Origin of the sequence: Providencia rettgeri (assembly GCF_023205015.1) — a bacterium.
GTDB lineage: Bacteria > Pseudomonadota > Gammaproteobacteria > Enterobacterales > Enterobacteriaceae > Providencia > Providencia rettgeri_E.
This window is the reverse complement of sequence record NZ_CP096258.1, coordinates 4,009,871-4,024,310: the sequence shown is the minus strand read 5'-3', so window position 1 is coordinate 4,024,310 and position 14,440 is coordinate 4,009,871. Positions and strand designations below refer to the sequence as shown.

Here is a 14,440-nt window from a genome sequence, read left to right as displayed (position 1 = left end):
CTACAACAATCACATTAATTGTCACGATAACATGTCAATATGAATTCAATTTCACTACGATGTAATAGGAATAAAAATGTTTGATAAAAAGGTAGTATTTGATAATTTATTAAACTCTAATGACTCCGTTAAATGTAAATATTTTATTTTACATATTTTTAATTATGATGATCATTTGAATGAAAAATACCTTCATTATAAGCTTGAAAACTGGACTGAAATAAAGAACGTACTAAAGTCACTAATTAATGAAATCCCAGAAGATTATGATAGCCTTGTTTATTTAATTTATAACTCTATTGATTCAAATATAGTCAATGACAAGAATTTTCTATGGGTAAAAAAAGATAAAGCTGCCTGTTCTTTTCTATGGTGTTATTTGATTTGTAATCAAGATAATATTTTAAGAAACGAATTGCCAGTAACACAATATGATAAGGAAAAATCAAAAATAGACAGTTACATTAATGGTTTAAACTATAATGACTGGATAGATATATTAAAGGTAAATGAGAATGGTAGTAATCATGAGGAAAGATTCTTATCTATTAAGCTTTATTTAAATATTGCTTTTTTACCTATCGATAAACACCAACTAATCTCCGATGCAAAGCGCTATTGGAAAATGTCTTGTGATGAAGTGAAAAATTTAAAGTGGTTATCTAGCGATAATAATACGCTCGAATGGGCATGGGATTACTTAAATAAGTATGGACGAGAACAAAGAAACTTACATCAAAGCTCTCCTAATTTTGATTCTTTATCTATAAATATTTTTAATCCAACTAACGAGGAAGAGTACTCATTAGCTATATATGCCGCCTTGAGAGTTTGGCAACCCAGATTTCGTGGAGAAAAACGGCTATTGCTTCAGGATATGAGTAAAGCTTGTCGGCAACGAAAATTTAGAGCTGAACGAGAAAATAAGAAATCGCTAAATTGTTACTTGGATATCAGTGTAAAAAATCACTTAGATGAGTTAGCAAAAGCCTATGATAAAACCATTGTCGATATGGTAACATACCTGATTGAAAGTGAATATCGCAATTCAAAATGATAAATATAAGGCTGGTTATTTGACCAGTCTCTTCCTCATCCGATTAGTGTTTTAACTTGAGTCGATACTAACTCAAGAAAATCTCACATACACAATACTAGCATGATATATAAAATCAATTTTATATCAAATAGTTACAAAATTATTGTGACACACCCTGTCATTTTCCCTCCTTTTTATCTCAAAAAAAAAGTCAAATAGCCGGACATAACCTGTCCAGTGAGGTTGTTATCGTGGTGTTCTCTTTTTCAAGCTAGGGAATAACACCGATGGCAACTTACCGATTAGATACCGATTTAGCGTTTTTACGTGAATGCAGTAACGAAGAACTGGGCTTACTTGTATCCGTCCTAACTCACGACAGCAAAGACGGGCAAAAACGCTGGACTGAAACCTTGACCAGCTCACCTGAATATCAACTCTACCACCCTGAACACCAACAATATTGGATGTCGATTGCGGCTGAGCTGCAAGCCTTTGGGGCTAACAGCTTGATGAGTCTCGTTCGAGGTAATAAAGGCGTGTTGTACCGTGAAATTTTACAAGATGTCTGTGACCACCTTGATGTCAATTATCCAAAGGAGGGTAATACCGAAACCTTGGAATTAAATTTGTTATTGAAAGTATTAGAAAAAAGCTTAAATGAGCTGACCACAGAAGAGCTACAAACCTTCTCTCGTGATATGCAACTTAACCTCACCAACCCCACGCCACAATTGATTTTGATTGCGGTTCAAGCGGCTATCCGTACCTCAGGCATTGCTGCTCTGGAAGTGGCCACACTCTCAGCCATTGGTGTAATTAATGCGCTCGGCGGGGTTGCCACCATTGGCACACTCTTTGCCGCACACCGAGCACTTTCCTTGATTGCTGGGCCGATTGGTCTTGCCGTGAGCTCGGCATGGCTTGTCGCTGACTTAGCGGGACCCGCTTATCGGGTCACCGTCCCCGCCTGCATCATTGTGGCGTACTTACGACAAAAAGCCTTATCGCAATAAGGTTTATCAATCCCATTCTATCCGCTTGCCGGAGCTATTTTAATAAGGACAACATCATGTCGACTTCTGTGTCTCGCCATGACCGGCTTGCGTCTCGGTTGGCGTTTATTATTAGTCAATTATTTCGCGGGGAAACCGTTTATTTATCCGAGCTGTCAGAAGAGCTCAATGTCTCGACTCGTACCCTACGGCGTGACTTTAATGAGCGCCTTCAATATCTGGACTTGGAATATCACCAAGGTGGCTATCGATTGGCAGCATCACAGCGTCCCTTTCGTACCGATAAGGACATATTGCGCTTTGCCGCCATTACGCATGTCACCTCACTGTTTCCGGCTTTAGACAGGAAGCTGCTAGCAGTTCTGCTCGACCCGACGATTGATTCACCGTTTATTGTTTACCATACCCCGCCCGAACAGCGTCCCTCGCTGTTCGGGGGCTTTTATATCTTGACACAAGCCATTGTGAAACGGCGTTTACTGCAATTTGCCCACCAAGGAAAAAACATCACGAACGTTGCCCCGTATAAGTTGATTTATTACCAAGGTCATTGGTATCTCGCCGCTGATATCGCGGAGCACATTCATGTCTTTGATGTGATGGCCTTGCAAGACGTGGTCATGACGGCGCGGGGCTTTCGTTATCGTGAAGACCTCAACCAACGGTTATGTGAAGAGGCGTTTATTCAAGCCTTGCCCCATTACCAATATATCCAATCTTTAATGAAATAATGGAGTTCATCTTTATGAAAAAGGTACTATTTACGACTTTAATCTCGCTAACGGTTTGTGCTCAAGCATTAGCACTTCACCTACCCGGTGAAATTCAGCCCACACGTTATACCTACTATTTAACGCCAGAATATGGTCAAAAATTGAAGGAGAAAAATGAGAGTAATGAAAGACCTGTCCTAGGTGTGCCTCATGGAGAGTTGACAGGCGACACTCCAATTCGACAAGCAAAAGGTTTTCCTGCCCCTACCGCGATGACCTGTATTAGTAGCGTTTATTATAATCGTGGTGCAGCGGCTAACTGGTTAAAAGTCGCCTGCGTCGATAATAATGGTTTAGCTTATTCAGCCGATAAAAAATGGCCACCTAAATCAATAGCCAAGCGAGTTTGTACTGTAGGTCAATCAGGCTGTGACTCTTTTTTAGTTTTGGATAGTGATAACTGGTCTGGTCCTCAATAAGTTACGCTCACCCTTACTTGAGCCTGTTCTCACACAGGCTTACTTCCTAGGAATTCATCATGACGATTTTTAAACTTATCGCCACCTCTGTGAGTGTTGTGACACTGATGTCTATCACCTACTACGCCCAGAAGACGGTCAATGAACAACTTGCGCTTGAAGGCAAGTATTCCGACACGGAAATTCAAGCGGCTCGACTTGGGGCGACGCTTGCTTGCACAACCTTATTGGGGGGAGCCATTGAACGACTACTCAACGGGCTATTTAGTGACCACTAAAACTCAACTATTTCAATGTAGATTCAACATAACGGCAGACCAATCGGTCTGCCTTTTTTATTTCGTAACATCCACAAAAGGGCTTTTTTATGACACTTGAACCCATCATCTCAACACCCGCTTCCAACCGCCAGCGCACGCATTTTTGGCAAACTCATTTTGGCAACGTTAAAGGCTTTTCAACCTTTGAAGTGGTGATTTTTACTACCATGGGCCAGTTTTGTGAGGACTACCACGGCGGGTATTGGGAATATTGCACTTTATCTAATGGCGGCGCTTTTATTTATCCCGATTTGAATCAAGAGGAGCTTACGCTATTCAATCCGCATAATGGTAACGAAGCGGAACTCAGTCCTGAAGCTGCGGGCATAGCTGTGTGTTTGATGATGTACAGTTTATGGTCCTTTCAAACGGAAAGTGACACCCTCGTCGATCGCTTTTATCAATTGCGTGATTATGCGGCGCAACATCCTGAACGTTCCGCTATTTTCCATTTAATCGATTAACCTCGCCCTTATTTACGCCGACTTCTTATCTATCTACTTTATTTTAAAGGAAATTCATTATGACTCGCTTAGCATCCCGCTTTGGTGCGGCAAATAGTATCCGTCGCGACCGCCCATTAACGATTGAAGAATTGTTTCGCACAGTACCCAGTGTGTTTTCAGAAGAAAAATATGAATCTCGTAGCGAAAAGTGCACTTATATTCCTACATACCTTACTCGATAGTTTACAGAAAGAAGGTTTTTATCCGTTCTTTTGCATGCCAAACTCGTGTGCGAGATGAAAGCCGTCGCGATCATACTAAGCATATGTTGCGCCTGAGACGCCACGATCAAATTACAGGTAGCCAAGTGCCGGAAATTATATTGCTTAATAGTCATGATGGTAGAATTATTTATGATCCACTATGTTATTCTGACAGGGTATCTACGAAAAGGAAAATGTATGAAACGATCAATCCAACTACCGTTAATTGTTCTTACTTCTTTATTAGTTATTCCATTGAGCTATGCAACTCCACATAAGGATTTACGCCAAGCTCATCTATCTCGTTGTGCTAAACCTGTGTTTTATGCTCAAACAGCGAACCATAAGAAGGAAGTTGAGATCTGCATTGTTTCACCTTCTGTATCTTATTCTTTTGGTAAAGTGGGGGTAGAAAAAAAAGAGATGGATATCTTTGTACCTGCAAACAGAACTTCATTTGCTAGTCAAAGTAATCGGTTTTATAGCATCAGTGAGTTTACTATACGTAATGGTGATACTACCTATCTTGTCAGTGATGGCAGTAATGAAGAAGGTCAGCCTTTTAGCACCCTCAATGTCTATAAAGGATCCGTAGAGACAGGAAAGCACCTTGTTGAGATTAAACTAGATCCCAAAACCGTCGTGAATAACATCGGTTATCAATTAGCAGATGAAGGGATCCCCGAATCTGATTCATTATAAAAGCATCATCAGACTAACCCATTAATTAACTTACATTTACTTTTATATCTATATTATTTTAGTGAATCAATCATCAGAATGAGTCACTAAAAATGATACTCAATATACCTATCATTTTTAGAAAGCTCTGCACCACAAGGTGTAGGGCTTTTTTGTTTATTACTGTCTATCAATATCGACTGAATTGGAGTTCTATTATGTTTACTTTACAAGAGCAAGAATCAACTGTTATCAAAACCAACCTCGTCAATTCCCGTGGTCGTAGTACCTTCTGGCGTTTTTACTTTGGTACTGTGCCAGACTGGCAACGTATTGAAGGCGATATCTTTAACATGATGGCGAAGCTTTGTAATCGCTATCAAGGTGCTTTCTGGGAGTTCAGTATGCTGTCTAATGGCGGCGCATTTATCTGGCCTGATATGCTCGAAACCTCCCTGCAAATGTTTAACCCGCATAACGGAAATGAAGCTGAGTTAAGCCCGGAGGCAGCCGGTATTGCTGTCTGTTTACTGGTGTATAGCATCTGGTCATTTAAAACCGAAAGCCCTGTGCTGGTGGAATATTTTTACCTGTTGCGTGATTACGCTATACAGCATCCGGAGCAAGCTCAAATCTTTCGCCTTATAGACTGATTTATCAGTCACGGTTTTATCTTTCCCCCACCAGCAATCTTCATTTAATCCATTTATCGAATTATTTATCAGTTTAATTACTGAGGAGAACCCCTATGTCTCGTTTAGCTTCCCGTTTTGGCAATGCTTGCTCTATTCGTCGTGACCGCCCGCTAACTACCGAAGAGCTGTATCGTACTGTACCCAGTGTTTTTGGTGAAAACAAACACGAATCCCGCAGTGAACGATATACCTATATCCCAACTATTACCTTATTGGATAGTCTTCAAAAAGAAGGCTTCTATCCGTTCTTTGCTTGCCAGACCCGTGTACGTGATGCTAGTCGCCGAGAGCACACCAAGCATATGTTAAGACTTCGACGCCATGACCAAATTACAGGAAGTCAAGTGCCTGAAATCATCTTACTCAATAGCCATGATGGCTCAAGTAGCTATCAAATGTTACCCGGCTTCTTTAGAGCCATTTGCTGTAATGGCCTCGTTTGCGGTGACACGTTTGGTGAAGTGAGAGTACCGCACAAGGGCGATGTGGTGAATAAAGTCATTGAAGGGGCTTATGAAGTATTAGGCACCTTCGATGCCATCGCAGATAAACGCGAAGAAATGCAAAGCTTGATATTACCGCCACCCGCACAACACATCTTTGCTCAATCTGCTCTCACATATCGTTATGGTGAAGCGCATCAGCCGATCACCGAAGCGCAAGTATTACAGCCACGCCGTGTAGAAGATAAGAAGGACGATCTTTGGACGGTGTACCAACGTTTGCAAGAAAATTTAATTAAAGGGGGATTATCAGGCAGAAATGCGAAAGGTAAACGCGCTCGTACTCGTTCAGTGAACGGTATTGATGGGGATATTAAATTGAATAAGGCGCTGTGGGTGATGACTGAAAAGATGTATGAGTATATTAACAAATGAAGCTCCATTGAGTGCTTAGGGTGGGTATAATGTGGGTAGAGACTAAGGCTCTACCCTATATTAACGCCGTCCTAAAGACTCTAATGCCCATATCATTTTTAAATAAAATAATAAAATGATCACAGCTGAAACGAGTATACTCCAATTGAATAATGTATCTCTTAGTGGGCCATCGATATCGTCTCGTCCTTCTACTAAACCTTCTATACCCTCGTAAATACCATTAGCGCCATGTGCAATTAAAGGAGCTCCGATAATACAGCCAAGCCCTGTTCCACATAATGCACCACCAGCCCACACCATGCCTGCACCACCAAAAATTGAAAGACCATTAGTTAACCAGTTTAGTGATTGTTCCAGTAAGCTTTTCTCTTCCTGTTTTAACTAGGCAGAACCTTGTTCATAACTTTTTTGGCCAGATTCAACTTGATCAACAACAAGATAAGCAAAAGCTTCTACTTGACTTTGGAATGCATTCTTTATGTCTGGATAATAGAGGTGTTTTTCACAAAGCTCATCAGTACAATCAATTAGGTGTTGCGCATCAATTTTAATTTTGTTGCTGTTATTGGCAATAATAGGAGGAGCATAATGATTACTTGGTTGGCTAATTGTTTGCTGAATAGGAGCCTGGGTAGCTACAGGGTTATATGCGCGAGACATCGGTTCATCTTCTTTGCTGTAGCAATCAGTGATCGAGTTTATCAGTCTTGCTTTGCATGGACAGGAGCTAAAGCTATCCAGTGTTCCCGCCATCATTCTGCCATTACCCCATACATTGCTAACGCCACCAAGTATGTTGTATGTCCCAGAATGCTTTCCACAGGTAACTAGATCGCCCTGACGTGCAGCCGATCTTCCATGAAATATAAAAGTATTATCACCCGTCAGAATCTAACTACCGCAAGTTGTTTTATCACCAACACGTAAAAAATAGCCTATAGCCATGTCTGTCCCTAAACGTAATTGCACTTAAGTTAAATGTTATTGTTGAGCAGTGTTAAGGCATTGACAAGTTATTTTTAACAATTACTAAGGATTACAATAGATAAGAGTAGGGTGTTAGTATTTTAATAATGTCCAACAAGAAGGATAAAATGGTATTATGGCAGAAGCTTATGTAAGAGAGGGAGTGATGCTAATTAATTTAGTTTTCAAACCCCAAACTACTGAGTATACATTTAAGTATACAAAAAATTATCTGTAAATTTATACTGAATAAAAACAATGCATTGTCTGTAAAGTACGAGTCCGGCCTTCGCACCATAAGAACAACAATGGACGTCAACAGACGTCTTTTTTTGTATCTAAAATCCAGTGTTTGCAAGGCTTTCCCCGTGTTTTCAGTCAATGCATGTCAACCTAACTCAACCTCCGAGTGAGTATATACGTCGCTTCGATAATGAATGTATACTCGTCATACTTCGAATTACATGGTTGTTGGCTTCATTCAGTTATCCGAGTCACATAGTTATCTATGCTCCTCGGCTATCTTCACTCGCTGCCTACATGTAATCCGAATTATTTAGAGTATATGCTTGCTCAAAGGTGGAAGGATAAAGAATATGGCATTAACCGATACGAAAATTCGTGCAGCTAAATAAAACGAGAAAGCTTACACACTGACCGGTAGTGATGGCCTGTTTCTTTATATTCACTCGAATGGTTCTGTCCACTTAACCTAAATTCAGGTAATATGAACAATTAATAGTTAAAGGCCAACGATTACAGGAGAGGGTATGGCATATCCGACGTATTTAGTGTTAAAGGTAAAAGCCAAGGTTTAATTTCGGCAGGGTGCTCATCTCAGGATTCAATAGGTAATCGTTATCAGGTCGGCCATGAAGACGAAATTCAGATAATCGGCTTAAATAGTGGTTCCTTTCGCGAGCAGAATGCTTCATATAAACCCGTCGTATTTACTAAGCCGATTGATAAATCATCTCCCTTACTTTCAGTGGCTTTGGATAGTAACGAAGTGCTAGAAGCAAAATTTATGTTTTACCGCACCAGTCAAGCGGGGCAACTTGAAAAATACTACGAAATTAAACTCACTGGCATTTCCTTGATTGAGATTTCTGACATATTTCCTGATTCAATAAAAGATAATGAATCCATGCCATATCAACGGGTTCAAATGAAATACGAATCTATATCAAGAAGCCATCTAATGACGAACACATCAAGTTACAGCATTAATAGTGAGATGGTTAAGTAATTTTAGCATCAAAAGAGATGCATATTATTTACACATCTCTTTTGATATAACATATTCATTTGGTGCAAAAATAGATGATTTGTAGCACGTGTAGTAGCCCTTCGATGCTAAATCAATGCTGACATAGGCCGAAAAGAAAGAACTAAATATGATACCCACTACCCCGATTCCGGCAAAAAAACGGGCTAATTTATTATTCATTTTTTGTGGTTTTTTTGTATATCCACATATAAAAGATAGGTATGAAAAATAAATAATAAAAGGTGCTGCAAAACAAAGTAGACCAGTTTGAAATGAAAATAAAATTCTATCTTTCATCATGAAATAATTTTTATAAAAAATTATCGAGTCATAGAAACAAAATAAAGCCAAAAATAAAAGAAATGCTGCAATTAAGTATAATTTAAATGAGTTTATTTTAATCACGACTGAATCTCCCCCACTGAGAAAAAAACTGATCTGGATGGTAAGGTGTTTCAGGTTTTCTTGGCCTGTGAGTTTTTAAGGCTTTAATAATACTCGTACTAATTTGGAATTCATCATCTAATTTATACAGAGCATAATCGATTGCTGCTCCTAGTAAAAATATCCCCACGGATATGACAATAACACTTCCTCCTGTAATTAATCCTGCGGTTGTTAAACCTCCTACAATGGTAGTACTTATCTGAGTGCTAATAGCTAATTTTGCCATATCCATGGTGATGTTTACAAAAAAATCTACTAGCGTATATTCACTTTTGAATATTAATTCTACTACTCTGTAAGCTGCTGAAAAAACGATTGCGAATCGAGTTGCACCAACGGATATGTTATTCATACCTTGGGTTCCAACGCCCATGTATAGAATGCGAGGATTGTTGATTAAATACCGAGTCCCATTTAAGTAAGCTCTAACTCCAGCATGCTCAGATAGACGAATATAAACATTACTGTTTGGGCCAACATATTCAGTTGCTTGGATATTAATATTTCTAAATTCATTGATAATTCTAGCAACACGATGGGCTTCATAGATATTCGATGAGTAATTAGAAATAAAATTACCAATACCAAATAAAGCCTCTTTCGGGTCTTTGAAAGGCGTGGGGGTGGACATATTCTTTAAAATATAATCTGCTTCTTCAATTGTAGCTACTGCAGCAACATTATCATCGTCTTTTTCATTGTTAAGAATACTTTTAATTTTTATTAGATTAGCTTGATAGTAAAGCTCATCATAGTTAGGTACCTCTTCGAAGCTAAATTTCGCGTCCGCATCAATGAGTGTTTTTGATACGGGGTCATATTTATATGCGATGCTAGTTCCTTCTGAAATTTAGCTTAGGTTAAGCTTATGAGAAGCATTGATAATATTCAATGGAAATTAAAGGAATTATGGCTGACATCATTTATCTCACTTTCATAGGAAACAAGTAAGGCCTTATTCCAACTGGATGTTCAACTTATGATTCTATGGGAATTTTGTTTTTGTCAAAGCTGACGATAAAGCCTCCCCGTTATTACTCTCTAGCATAGCTAACAATGAGTTATTTGAGTGAGGAATGATCTTTTTACTACTCGGCGGCCAGTTCCTATTATTAGGGACAATGATCCTAAACTTCAAACCGCAATTGCCAATGGACAAGGTGATTATGTGAGAATTTTTATCATGATCAATAATGTATTTATTGGTCATGCAGGACTTATCCTTGGTGAAGGTGAAGATGCATTTTTGTATGATCCTGCGGGTACATATGAAGGGTGTGAGGAAAAAGAGTGCCGAGGTTCAGTAGAAAGCTTTAGAGGGTCAGGGGATTTCTTTGAATATCCAGAATTTGATTGGGATAGTTATCTTAAGTTTCATTTAGATGATGGTGAAGATATAGTTTTGATTGAATTTATTGTGCCTCAAATGTCGCTCGATTTTTGCGTGAAAGTGGTGGAGTATTTAATAATATTCCAGATGAGTTTTTTGCTCCATGGGGGTTAAAAAAACATTTACTCAATATTCAATCACAGGAAGGTGTCGTTCCGAATGTCTTCATCACTATGCCACCACGCAGGCCGTTCCAATAAACATCATTCAGCAGTTATTTCTTATATTTCAATTTGTTTAGGTGTTTTGTTTTATTATCTTGAAACAGTCCATCAACTGTTCTTTACGTTATATAAAAAAGGGGGAAACAACGAGTCAATTTCAATTGCTTTTTATGATGCATTAAGTTTAGGTTTGTTGTTTTATGCAGTCGTATTGGCCCTTGTATATTACTACTACCTTAAAACACACATAAACTTAGCTTATCGTGTATTGTTGTATTTCCTCATACCTACCATCATTTCTTTAGTTTTCTGGTATTTTTACGTTTTCGTAAAATTTCCCATCGGTTCGTTTTTAATATGGGACTCCGCATACGCTAACTTCAAAACTGTTTTGATAGGGAGCTACTTGCGAGGTTTTACCATTTTTATGACTCTGACTTGCGTGGTTTTTGATCTCGTGATGAATGTGGTCCGCTTAATCATTTATTTATCAAGGAAATAGTACTCATCGGTTGGTAGTATGTATGATGATTTCTAATTGAGTTTATCATGTTAATTTATCATTTTTTATGAATAGGCCAATAATAACTATGCCACTACAATCCAATATAAGCGTTGCTGTTGAATATCCCAAACAGGGCCTTCTCCTAAATTATTCTTCAAATCTAATAATACGTTTATTTTCATTTTTACAGTCCTATTAATAATATCGATTGGTTAGAAGGAATGTATCTAATTAATTTAGATACGATGTGATATATATGATTGGCTATTGGTTAGAGGTAATCTTAATAGTAGGGAAGTACTATTAAAATAATGTGAAGATAGCTGTGTTTATTGTACGGTCAATTGTTAATTTATTTGTTCATTTGCACAATAGAAACGAATGGCGCAATTTATTAATTAAAAAATATTTATTAAATAAAAAGGCTTTAAAATAGTTAAATCAACTCAACTTAAGAAATAATCTCACTATATTTATTTTAATTAAATTAATTTTTAATGATAAAAACTGGAATGGTTTTATTTTCAATGTTATTTAATGATTGCTAATAGATAAAAACCATACTTTTTGTGTTGGATTGTTGATCGCGCACAATGCCCTACTGAGCCCTAACGATAAAATGGTCATTGAAAGTAGATAAATGAATTAAAGATAAAAATAAATTTCAAAAAGCCATTTTAAAACGCTGAAGCAATGTTAAGTGAGGCAGATTATGAGTAAAGCATTATCTGAGGGAATACTCCAATCGGGGATCAGCCGCAGGAAGCTAATGCAAACCAGTACCGTCGGGGGACTCGCACTTGCAAGTGGAGCGCTAAGTTTACCTTTTAACAGTATTGCTGATACCAGTGAAACTACATCCAAAACGGCCACGCCGGAAGAAAAAATAGTTTGGAGCGCATGTACCGTTAACTGTGGGAGTCGCTGCCCACTGCGTATGCATATTGTTGATGGTGAAATAAAATATGTCGAAACCGACAATACCGGTGATGATGTTTACGGTAATAAGCACCAAGTTAAAGCCTGTTTACGCGGGCGCTCAATGCGCCGTCGTGTCTATAACCCTGACCGCTTGAAATACCCGATGCTGCGCGTTGGGGCGCGGGGTGAAGGTAAATTCAAACAAATTAGTTGGGAAGAAGCCTACGATTTAATTAGCGACAATCTAAAACGGATTATTGCCGATTATGGTAATGAAGCCGTGTATTTGAACTATGGGACTGGCACATTAGGCGGTACCGTCGCACGTTCTTGGCCGCCAGCGAATTCCCCAATCGCCCGCTTGATGAACTGTATGGGCGGCTATTTAAATCATTATGGTACCTATAGTACAGCACAAATTAGCTGTGCGATGCCTTATACCTATGGTAGCGGGGCGGGGAATAGTGTTTCCGATATCGAAAACTCAAAATTAGTGGTGCTATTTGGGAATAACCCCGCAGAAACGCGTATGAGCGGTGGTGGCATTACTTACCAATTGGAACAAGCCCGTGAGCGCTCCAATGCACGAATGATCGTGATCGACCCACGTTATACTGACACCGCAGCGGGACGTGAAGATGAGTGGATCCCGATCCGCCCAGGAACAGATGCCGCATTAGTCGCGGGGCTCGCCCATGTGCTGATCACAGAAAATATGGTTGACCAACCTTTCTTAGATAAATACTGCGTGGGCTATGATGAAAAAACGCTTCCCGCTGATGCCCCGAAAAACAGCCACTACAAGGCGTATATTTTAGGCCAAGGGGATGATGGTGTCGAAAAAACGCCACAATGGGCTGCGCAAATCACCGGTATCCCTGCGGATAAAATTATTAAATTAGCGCGTGAAATCGGTTCCGCAAAACCAGCTTATATTAGCCAAGGTTGGGGGCCACAACGCCATTCGAACGGCGAGCAAACTGCGCGTGCGATTGCGATGTTACCGATTTTAACGGGTAATGTGGGTATCAATGGGGGAAATACGGGGGCTCGTGAAGGGAACTATGACATTCCATTTGAGCGGATGCCAACGTTAGAGAACCCAGTTAAAGCGAGTATTTCCGTATTCTTATGGACGGATGCTATTGAACGCGGCCCAGAAATGACCGCAACTCACGATGGGGTTAGAGGCAAAGATAAACTGGATGTGCCGATTAAGTTTATTTGGAACTACGCCAGTAACAGTTTAATCAATCAACACTCTGATATTAATAAAACGCATGACATTCTTCAGGATGATAAAAAATGCGAAATGATAGTGGTGATTGATAACCATATGACCGCCTCTGCGAAATATGCAGATTTAGTTCTGCCTGATTGCACTGCTTCTGAGCAAATGGATTTTTGCTTGGATGGTGCCGCCAGTAATATGGGGTATGTGATTTTCGCTAGCCAAGCCATTGAACCACGTTTTGAGAGCAAAACGGTGTATGAAATGTGTACACAAATTGCACGCCGTATGGGGGTTGAAGAGAAATTTACCGAAGGGCGAACTCAAGAAGAGTGGTTACGCCATTTGTATGAAATCTCACGACAAAAGTTACCTGAGCTACCTGATTTTGAGACATTCCAGCAGCAAGGGATTTACAAAAAAATGAACCCACAAGGGCATGTCGTGGCACACAAAGCTTTCCGCGAAGACCCAATTGCGAACCCATTAAATACCCCGTCAGGCAAGATTGAGATCTATTCATCACAATTAGCGGATATCGCGAAAACATGGACCCTCGCAGAGGGCGATTTGATATCAGCACTTCCAATGTATTCTCCAGGCTTTGAAAGCCATGATGATCAGCTCACCGAAAAATATCCACTGCAATTGAGTGGCTTCCACTATAAATCGCGCGTTCACTCCACCTACGGCAACATTGATGTGCTTAAGGCTGCTTGTTTACAAGAGATGTGGATCAACCCTATTGATGCAAAACGTCGCAATATTAAAGATGGCGACATAGTGCGTATATACAACGATAGAGGGGAAGTGCAGATCGCTGCCAAAGTGACCCCACGCATCATTCCTGGGGTTGTGGCCATGGGGGAAGGGGCTTGGTACGCGCCTGATGAAAACAAGGTGGACCATGGTGGAAGCCTAAACGTCCTGACGACTCTGCGCCCGTCACCGTTAGCGAAAGGTAATCCACAACACAGTAATTTAGTTGAAGTGGCAAGGGTATAGGGAGATAA

General features: G+C 39.7%; 16 protein-coding genes and 2 pseudogenes. 13 read left to right on the top strand and 5 right to left on the bottom strand.

Translation table 11 applies throughout. The annotated features are described in order from the left end of the window. The first annotated feature begins 76 nt into the window (after positions 1 to 76). The 10 genes and pseudogenes from M0M83_RS18405 (at position 77) to M0M83_RS18360 (ending at position 6,530) form a co-directional block, all read left to right on the top strand. Entirely contained in the window at positions 77 to 1,057 is a 981-nt protein-coding gene (locus M0M83_RS18405; RefSeq protein WP_248467148.1) for a hypothetical protein, read from the top strand. Between the two features lie 269 nt (positions 1,058 to 1,326). After that, entirely contained in the window at positions 1,327 to 2,055 is a 729-nt protein-coding gene (locus M0M83_RS18400; protein WP_071547780.1) for a DUF3944 domain-containing protein, read from the top strand. A gap of 56 nt (positions 2,056 to 2,111) precedes the next feature. After that, positions 2,112 to 2,786: a helix-turn-helix transcriptional regulator gene (locus tag M0M83_RS18395; protein WP_210799349.1), complete on the top strand. Its 675-nt coding sequence runs from the start codon at positions 2,112 to 2,114 to the stop codon at positions 2,784 to 2,786. Between the two features lie 14 nt (positions 2,787 to 2,800). Further along, on the top strand, positions 2,801 to 3,247 hold the full coding sequence (locus tag M0M83_RS18390; protein WP_104872832.1) for a hypothetical protein: 447 nt from the start codon (positions 2,801 to 2,803) through the stop codon (positions 3,245 to 3,247). 107 nt (positions 3,248 to 3,354) lie between these two features. Further along, positions 3,355 to 3,525 carry a hypothetical protein gene (locus tag M0M83_RS18385; RefSeq protein WP_248467147.1) on the top strand — a complete coding sequence of 57 codons (171 nt, stop codon included), beginning with the start codon at positions 3,355 to 3,357 and terminating at the stop codon, positions 3,523 to 3,525. Between the two features lie 89 nt (positions 3,526 to 3,614). After that, positions 3,615 to 4,031 (top strand): antirestriction protein, encoded by a 417-nt coding sequence (locus M0M83_RS18380; protein ID WP_248467146.1) that lies wholly within the window; start codon positions 3,615 to 3,617, stop codon positions 4,029 to 4,031. Positions 4,032 to 4,090: 59 nt separating this feature from the next. Next, positions 4,091 to 4,437 (top strand): annotated as a pseudogene (locus M0M83_RS18375) (DUF932 domain-containing protein); the annotation flags it as partial. A gap of 37 nt (positions 4,438 to 4,474) precedes the next feature. Further along, entirely contained in the window at positions 4,475 to 4,978 is a 504-nt protein-coding gene (locus M0M83_RS18370) for a hypothetical protein (RefSeq protein ID WP_231131548.1), read from the top strand. 197 nt (positions 4,979 to 5,175) lie between these two features. Next, on the top strand, positions 5,176 to 5,610 hold the full coding sequence (locus M0M83_RS18365; protein ID WP_004917455.1) for an antirestriction protein: 435 nt from the start codon (positions 5,176 to 5,178) through the stop codon (positions 5,608 to 5,610). A gap of 95 nt (positions 5,611 to 5,705) precedes the next feature. After that, positions 5,706 to 6,530 carry a DUF932 domain-containing protein gene (locus M0M83_RS18360; RefSeq protein ID WP_248467144.1) on the top strand — a complete coding sequence of 275 codons (825 nt, stop codon included), beginning with the start codon at positions 5,706 to 5,708 and terminating at the stop codon, positions 6,528 to 6,530. Between the two features lie 60 nt (positions 6,531 to 6,590). Here the strand turns inward: M0M83_RS18360 and M0M83_RS22040 are convergent, their stop codons facing one another. Then, complete coding sequence (locus tag M0M83_RS22040) at positions 6,591 to 6,890, bottom strand: DUF4225 domain-containing protein (protein ID WP_282561527.1); 300 nt, start codon at positions 6,888 to 6,890, stop codon at positions 6,591 to 6,593. 24 nt (positions 6,891 to 6,914) lie between these two features. Beyond that, positions 6,915 to 7,421 (bottom strand): PAAR domain-containing protein, encoded by a 507-nt coding sequence (locus tag M0M83_RS21870; RefSeq protein ID WP_423811145.1) that lies wholly within the window; start codon positions 7,419 to 7,421, stop codon positions 6,915 to 6,917. 853 nt (positions 7,422 to 8,274) lie between these two features. Here M0M83_RS21870 and M0M83_RS18345 point away from each other — a divergent pair. Continuing rightward, a complete protein-coding gene (locus M0M83_RS18345; protein WP_248468472.1) occupies positions 8,275 to 8,748 on the top strand; it encodes an Hcp family type VI secretion system effector in 474 nt (157 codons plus the stop codon). Positions 8,749 to 8,772: 24 nt separating this feature from the next. Here M0M83_RS18345 and M0M83_RS18340 read toward each other — a convergent pair whose 3' ends face one another. Further along, positions 8,773 to 9,066 carry a DUF1240 domain-containing protein gene (locus M0M83_RS18340; protein ID WP_248468471.1) on the bottom strand — a complete coding sequence of 98 codons (294 nt, stop codon included), beginning with the start codon at positions 9,064 to 9,066 and terminating at the stop codon, positions 8,773 to 8,775. Between the two features lie 100 nt (positions 9,067 to 9,166). Next, on the bottom strand, positions 9,167 to 9,847 hold the full coding sequence (locus M0M83_RS18335; RefSeq protein ID WP_248467141.1) for a hypothetical protein: 681 nt from the start codon (positions 9,845 to 9,847) through the stop codon (positions 9,167 to 9,169). Between the two features lie 552 nt (positions 9,848 to 10,399). Here M0M83_RS18335 and M0M83_RS18330 point away from each other — a divergent pair. Further along, on the top strand, positions 10,400 to 10,720 hold the full coding sequence (locus tag M0M83_RS18330; protein ID WP_185746830.1) for a hypothetical protein: 321 nt from the start codon (positions 10,400 to 10,402) through the stop codon (positions 10,718 to 10,720). Between the two features lie 650 nt (positions 10,721 to 11,370). Here the strand turns inward: M0M83_RS18330 and M0M83_RS18325 are convergent. Then, positions 11,371 to 11,457 (bottom strand): annotated as a pseudogene (locus tag M0M83_RS18325) (hypothetical protein); the annotation flags it as partial. A 530-nt stretch (positions 11,458 to 11,987) separates the two neighbouring features. On the opposite strand from M0M83_RS18325, the gene M0M83_RS18320 reads away from it, so the two are divergent. Then, positions 11,988 to 14,432 (top strand): DMSO/selenate family reductase complex A subunit, encoded by a 2,445-nt coding sequence (locus tag M0M83_RS18320; RefSeq protein ID WP_248467140.1) that lies wholly within the window; start codon positions 11,988 to 11,990, stop codon positions 14,430 to 14,432. Positions 14,433 to 14,440 lie beyond the last annotated feature (8 nt).